This window comes from Streptomyces sp. CC53 (assembly GCF_001865245.1).
GTDB lineage: Bacteria > Actinomycetota > Actinomycetes > Streptomycetales > Streptomycetaceae > Streptomyces.
In genome coordinates this window covers 1-6,664 of the sequence record NZ_MKXB01000184.1, presented here as the reverse complement: position 1 = coordinate 6,664, position 6,664 = coordinate 1, and the positions used below count along the sequence as shown (strand labels likewise).

The 6,664-nt window shown below is 73.8% G+C and carries 5 protein-coding genes; 1 reads left to right on the top strand and 4 read right to left on the bottom strand.

Annotated features, from left to right (window positions below; translation table 11 throughout):
• Positions 1 to 385: 385 nt before the first annotated feature.
• Complete coding sequence (mshD, locus tag BJP40_RS22915) at positions 386 to 1,327, bottom strand: mycothiol synthase (protein ID WP_071264458.1); 942 nt, start codon at positions 1,325 to 1,327, stop codon at positions 386 to 388.
• 304 nt (positions 1,328 to 1,631) lie between these two features.
• Here mshD and BJP40_RS22910 point away from each other — a divergent pair, with 304 nt between their 5' ends.
• Positions 1,632 to 3,464: a bifunctional UDP-sugar hydrolase/5'-nucleotidase gene (locus BJP40_RS22910; RefSeq protein ID WP_071282022.1), complete on the top strand. Its 1,833-nt coding sequence runs from the start codon at positions 1,632 to 1,634 to the stop codon at positions 3,462 to 3,464.
• A gap of 223 nt (positions 3,465 to 3,687) precedes the next feature.
• Here BJP40_RS22910 and BJP40_RS22905 read toward each other — a convergent pair whose 3' ends face one another.
• The 3 genes from BJP40_RS22905 to BJP40_RS22895 form a co-directional block, all read right to left on the bottom strand.
• Positions 3,688 to 5,154 carry a HAMP domain-containing sensor histidine kinase gene (locus BJP40_RS22905; protein WP_226962592.1) on the bottom strand — a complete coding sequence of 489 codons (1,467 nt, stop codon included), beginning with the start codon at positions 5,152 to 5,154 and terminating at the stop codon, positions 3,688 to 3,690.
• Entirely contained in the window at positions 5,151 to 5,885 is a 735-nt protein-coding gene (locus tag BJP40_RS22900) for a response regulator transcription factor (protein ID WP_071282019.1), read from the bottom strand. Before BJP40_RS22900 ends, BJP40_RS22905 begins: the two co-directional genes overlap by 4 nt.
• Positions 5,886 to 5,912: 27 nt before the next feature.
• A partial coding sequence (locus BJP40_RS22895) for a S1C family serine protease (protein ID WP_071282017.1) occupies positions 5,913 to 6,664 on the bottom strand: 752 nt, incomplete at its 5' end.

Sequence of the window (6,664 nt, the reverse complement as noted above, 5' to 3'; positions counted from 1 at the left end):
GGGACGGCCGGTGTGCGCGGGGGGCGGACGGGGCCCGGGGTGTGCGCCCGCGGGAGGGACGGTGGCACGCGGGGAGATCGCGGAACGCGGGGCGGGCACGGTACGAGGCCGCGGGGCGGTCGGAGGTGTGGAGTGCGTGGAGGTACGGGTGTGTGCGCTCGCGTGATCCGGGTGTGCGGGAAGGAGCGGGCCCCGTTCCGCTCTTTCCCGCCGCGGGCGTCCGCGCGGGCGGGGTGCCGATGCGGCACCCGGAACGCGGTGGCGGCGAGCGCCGCGACCATCCGGGAGCGGGTATGGAAGGAGGGGTGCTGTCAACCGACAGCACCCCTCCGGGCGGCCCCGGCGGGCCGTGGCGGTGTGGTCGTGGGGCCGGGTGGCCCGCCGGTCAGGTCTCCGTGCGGTACATCAGGTCCACCTCGTGGGTGGTGAAGCCCAGGCCCTCGTACACGCGCAGGGCCGGCGTGTTGTCGGCGTCGACGTACAGCATGGCCGTGGGCAGGCCCTGGGCGGCCAGGTGCCGCAGGCCGATGGCGGTGAGGGCCTTGCCGAGGCCGCCGCCCTGCGCGTCGGGCGCGATGCCGACCACGTACACCTCGCCGAGCTGCTCCTCCGCGTGGACCTTCGTCCAGTGGAAGCCGACGAGGGCGCCGTCCGACTCGCGTTCGGCGAGGAAGAAGCCCTGCGGGTCGAACCACGGTTCGGCCTTGCGGTCGTCCAGGTCCCGCTGGGTGAGGGAGCCCTGCTCGGGGTGGTGGGCGAAGGCGGCGGCGTTCACGGCCAGCCAGGCCGCGTCGTCCTTGCCGGGGACGAAGGCGCGGATCCGGACGCCCGGCGGCAATGTCGGCTCGGGGATGTCCAGGGGGGCCAGCGGGCGCCGGAGTTGGCGCAGCTCGCGGAAGAGGGTCAGGCCCAGCACCTGGGCCAGGTGGCGGGCGGCCGACTTGCCGCCGTGCGCCCAGAGCCGGAGCCGCTTGCCGGACTCGCCCAGCAGGGCCGAGCCGAGCGCCCGGCCGTGGCCGCGGCCCCGCTGCGACGGGTCGACGACCAGTTCGGCGGCCGGAGCCTCCACCGGGTCGGTGTCTTCCAGTTGGGCGTAGCCGACGAGGCGGTCGCCGACGCTGAGGAGCAGGTGCCGGACGCCCTCGCGCCGGCCTCCGCGCAGTTGGAGGCGCCCCTGCTCCGACACCGCCGGCATGCCGTCCACGTGGGCGGCGTCCGTGATGAGGGCGAGGACGGCCTCGACCTGCTCCGGGTCGAGCTCGTCGAAGGTCTCGATGCGGCGGCCCGGTTCGTGGGCCGCCGCCGATGCGGGAGCGTCAGTGGTCATGGGGACGAGCCTACGGCGGCCCTCCGCTGTCCGGGGGGTGCTTCCGGGGTGCTCGTCGGGTGATGGCAACCGGGTTGTAACCCGCTCCCCCCTGTTGCGCTACGCGCGTTGACCTTAGGCTGCGCTCGGCAGACCAGTGGCCACGGCCTCACTCCCCGACGCCGGATACCGGTGCGCGCACGCCCTTGTGACGGCATGTGAGGTCAATCGGCGTCATGTGGTGTCGTACCAGGGCTTGGTTCCTGAACCGCAGCATCATGCGCCACAGGGGAAGTATCGGGAACACAGGGCAATAAGGGGACAGATGTCAGCGACTCGCCACAAGAAGCGGAACGGGCGGCGGATACTCGCCACGGCCGCCGGACTCGCCACTCTCGGGGCGCTCGTGGCCGCCATGCCGGCCGGGGCCGCACAGCAGAAGGCGCCGAGCGCCGAGTCCGCCGGCTGGACGTACGGCAAGAAGGCCGGCCGCACCGTCGACGTGCAGCTGCTCTCCTTCAACGACCTGCACGGCAACCTGGAACCGCCGGCCGGCTCCGCGGGCCGTGTCACCCACACCCACGAGGACGGCACCACCGAGACCATCGACGCGGGCGGCGTCGAGTACCTCGCCACCCACCTGCGCGAGGCCCGCAAGGGGCAGCGGTACTCGATCACCGCGGCCGCCGGCGACATGGTCGGCGCCTCCCCGCTGGTCTCCGGGCTGTTCCACGACGAGCCCACCATCGAGGCCCTGAACAAGCTGGAGCTCGACGTCACGTCCGTCGGCAACCACGAGTTCGACGAGGGCGCGGCCGAGCTGGCCCGCATCCAGAACGGCGGCTGCCACCCGGCGGACGGCTGCTTCGGCGGACGTCGCTTCCGCGGCGCCGACTTCCCGTTCCTCGCCGCGAACGTCACCCGCGAGAAGACCGGCAAGCCGATCCTCGACCCGTACTTCATCTGGAAGAAGGGCGGGGTCAAGATCGGTTTCATCGGCGTGACCCTGGAGGACACCGCCAACATCGTCAGCGCCGAGGGCATCAAGGGCCTGAAGTTCGGCGACGAGGTCGAGGCCATCAACAAGTACGCCAAGGTGCTGGAGCGCAAGGGCGTCAAGTCGATCGTCGCCCTCATCCACGAGGGCGGCTACCCGGCCTCCGGCTCGTACAACTACGACTGCGACAGCCCCGGCCCCGGCGACGGCATCTCCGGGCCCATCGTCGACATCGCCCGCAACATCACCCCGCAGGTCGACGCGGTGGTCACCGGCCACACCCACCAGGCGTACGCCTGCACCATCCCGGACCCGGCCGGCACGCCGCGCACCGTCACCTCGGCGGCGTCCTTCGGGCGCCTCTACACCGACACGACGCTGACCTACGACCGGCGCACCAAGGACATCGTCCGCACGGCCGTCACGTCCGCCAACCACGTCGTCACCCGCGACGTCGCCAAGGCCCCGGACATGACCCGGCTCATCGACCGCTGGAACGGCCTCGCCGCCCCCATCGCCAACCGCCCCGTCGGCCACATCTCCGCCGACATCGAGGGCCGCGGCTCCACCGCGCCGGAGAAGCCCCTCGGCAACCTGATCGCCGACGCCCAGCTGGAGGGCACGGCCCCGGCCGGCAAGGGCGGCGCGCAGATCGCGTTCATGAACCCCGGCGGCATCCGCTCCGACTTCGTGCACGCCGGCTCCACCGCGGGCGAGGGCGACGGCGTCGTCACCTACGGCGAGGCGTACACCGTCCAGCCGTTCACGAACATGATGACCGTCCTGGACCTCACCGGGGCGCAGGTCGTCACCGCGCTGCAGCAGCAGGTCAGCGGCCGCAACGCGGAGGCCGTGAAGATCCTCCAGGTGTCGCAGGGCTTCACGTACACGCTCGACATGACGAAGTCCGGTGCGGACCGCGTCGACACGGCGTCCGTGCGGCTGAACGGCGAGCCCCTCGACCCGGCGAAGACCTACCGCGTCGCGATGAACGAGTTCCTGGCGGGCGGCGGCGACGGCTTCACCGTCTTCACCGAAGGCAAGAACAAGCTGGTCGGCGCCTCCGACCTGGACGTGCTGATCGACTACCTCGGCGCCCACTCCTCGGCCGGCGCTCCGCTCGCGCCTCCGGCGACGGGCCGCATCACGGTCCTCCAGTAACACCGGGCGAGCACCACCCGTACCCGGCAGCACGGCGGGGCGGCGAGCCGACAGGCCGCCGCCCCGTTCCCGTTCCCGAACGCGGCGGGCCTGGCGGGGGCTGCCGGTGGGACCGGTTCGGGCACGGGGCCGCCGGAGGCTGCCGGACAGTGCCGAGGCGGCCGGGGTGGCGGTGGCCAGGCGCCGTCCCGTCGGGCTCCCCGCCGGGGCCGGGCCGGCCGCTTCACGGCTGCGGCGCAGGCGCCCCCGGCACCGCGGGCGGCGGCGTCGGGGCCCCGGGGAGGCGGATCACCGCACGGGTGCCGCCGCCCCCGGCGGGCACGAGGACGACCTCGCCGCCCGCCCGGCCCACCGTGCGCGCCACGATCGACAGGCCGAGGCCCGAACCGGGCAGGGAGCGGGCCGTCGGGGAGCGCCAGAACCGCTCGAAGACGTGCGGGAGTTCGTCCGGCGGGATGCCCGGGCCGTGGTCCCGCACCGTGACGACGCCGTCGACCAGCGACACCTCCACCGTCCCGTCGGGCGGGGAGAACTTCACCGCGTTGTCCAGCACGTTCACCAGCGCCCGCTCCAACGCCGGCCGCTCCGCCCGTACGTACCAGGGGCGGACGTCCTCGGTGAACACCAGCCCCCGGGCGCGCAGCCGCACCCGCGCCAGGGCCGTGCCGAGCACCTCGTGCAGCGGCACCACCTCCGTGCGGCCCGGCGCCGGCCCGTCCGGGCGGGACAGCTCCTGGAGGTCGCCGGTCAGCGCCGCCAGCTCCGTCATCTGCGCCGTGAGCGACGCCAGCAGCGCCCTGCGGTCCTCCGCGGGGATCGCCCGGCCGGTCTCCTCGCTGCGGGCCAGCAGCTCGATGTTCGTCCGCAGCGACGTCAGCGGCGTGCGCAGCTCGTGGCCGGCGTCCGCGATGAGCTGCGCCTGCCGGTCGCGGGAGGAGGCGAGCGCGGCCGTCATCGCGTTGAAGGAGCGCGACAGCCGGGCGATCTCGTCCCCGCCCTCCGCCGGGATCCGCACCGTGAGGTCCTCGGTGTGGGCGACGTGCTCGACCGCGTCGGTCAGCCGGTCGACGGGCTTCAGTCCGGTCCTGGCCACCCACAGGCCCGCCGCGCCCGCACCGACCACGCCGAGGCCCGACACCAGCAGCAGCACCCAGAACAGCGTGGACATCGAGTTCTCGATCTCCGTCAGCGGCCGGGCCACCGACACCGCGAACACGCCCTGGTTCCTCGGCTGGTAGGTGCGGACCCGCATCTCCACGCCGTCGCGGGCCCGCGTCGTGTGCAGCGCCTCCTCCCGCTGTCCGCGCGCCACCGCCAGGTCCGCCGGCTGCGCCGGGATGGGGGAGGCGCCCGGGGCGGTGCAGGTGGCGCCGCCCGCCATGACGATCTGCACGGTGTACGAGCCGGGGGCGGGCGGCACCTGCGCCTGGCCGCCGGATACGCAGGCGGTGACGAGCAGCCGCTCGTACTCCTCGTCGACCGCGACGTTGCGCAGCGACGCGTCGAACTCGTCCGTGAGCCGCGCCCGCACCAGGAACCAGCACGCCACCGACACCGCCGCCACCACCATCGCCACCGCCGCCGCCGTCAGCAGGGCGAGCCGCGACCGCAGCGGCAGCGCGCGGAAGCGCCGCACGGGACCGGGGGCGCCGGGGGCGTGGCCGGGGACTGGTGGAAGGGGGGCGGTCACTCGCCGCCCCCCGCTTCCCGCAGGACGTACCCGACGCCGCGCACCGTGTGCACCAGGCGGGGCTCGCCGCCGGCCTCCGTCTTGCGCCGCAGGTACATCACGTACACGTCCAGGGAGTTCGAGGTCGGTTCGAAGTCGAAGCCCCAGACCGCCTTGAGGATCTGCTCGCGGGTGAGGACCTGCCGGGGGTGCGCGAGGAACATCTCCAGCAGCGTGAACTCGGTGCGGGTCAGCTCCACGCGCCGCCCGCCGCGGGTCACCTCGCGGGTCGCGAGGTCCATGCGCAGGTCCCCGTAGGCGAGGGCGTCGCCGCCGTCGCCCCGGTCGGCGCCGTCGCCGCGCGCCCGGTACGAGCTGCGGCGCAGCAGGGCGCGGACCCGGGCGAACAACTCGTCCAGCTCGAACGGTTTGACCAGGTAGTCGTCGGCGCCCGCGTCGAGGCCGGTGACCCGGTCACCGACGGTGTCGCGCGCGGTCAGCATGAGGATGGGCACCGTGGAGCCGGACGCCCGGATGCGGCGGGCGGCGGTCAGGCCGTCCATGCGGGGCATCTGGATGTCGAGGACGACCAGGTCCGGCGCGTGGGCCGCAAGCTTGTCGAGGGCGTCCTGACCGTCGACGGCGACGTCCGCGGCGTACCCCTCGAAGGCCAGGCTGCGCCGGAGGGCTTCGCGGACGGCGGGCTCGTCGTCGACGACGAGGATGCGGTCGGGCTCACCGGTGGTGTTCATGGGTGCCAGCGTCGCACGGGGCCCGGATCAGCCGCCCGAGCGCAGCTCGTCGAGGTCGGCCTTCACGGTGTCGATCGGGATGGCGAAGCCGAGGCCGATGCTGCCGGCGGTGGAGCCGCCCGCGCCGCTCGGGGCGTACATGGCGGAGTTGATGCCGATGACCTCGCCGTTCATGTCGATCAGCGCGCCACCGGAGTTGCCGGGGTTCAGGGAGGCGTCGGTCTGGAGGGCCTTGTACGTGGTCGTGGACGAGCCGGTGTCGCCGTTGAACTGCTGCCCGCCGAACTCGAAGGGCCAGCCCCGGCGGGGATCGTACGAGCGCTGCCCGTCGTCGCCGCCGTCGTCCTTGGCGACCGTCACGTCCCGGTCGAGGGCGGAGACGATGCCGCTGGTGACGGTGCCGGTGAGGCCCTCGGGGGAGCCGATGGCGACGACCTGCTCGCCGACCCGGACCCGGGAGGAGTCGCCGAGCACGGCCGGCTTCAGGTCCTGCGCGCCGCGCAGCTTGATCAGGGCCAGGTCCTTGTCCGGGGCCGTGCCGAGGACGTCCGCGGTGTACGTGCTGCCGTCGCTGAGCTGCACGCGGATCTCGGAGGCGCCGGAGATGACGTGGTTGTTGGTGACGATCTCGCCGTCGGCGGTGATGATCACCCCGGACCCGGTCGACTGGCCGGAGCCGGTGGCGGCCTTGATCTCCACGATGCTGGGAGACACCGCCTGCGCCACACCGGCGACGGTGCCCTTGCTGGACTGGGCGATCCCGGTGCCGGTGGCGGCGC

Coding starts and splice junctions, on each gene's coding strand:
- mshD (WP_071264458.1), bottom strand. CDS start 1,327: ATGACCACTGACGCTCCCGCATCGGCGGCGGCCCACGAACCGGGCCGC.
- BJP40_RS22910 (WP_071282022.1), top strand. CDS start 1,632: ATGTCAGCGACTCGCCACAAGAAGCGGAACGGGCGGCGGATACTCGCC.
- BJP40_RS22900 (WP_071282019.1), bottom strand. CDS start 5,885: ATGAACACCACCGGTGAGCCCGACCGCATCCTCGTCGTCGACGACGAG.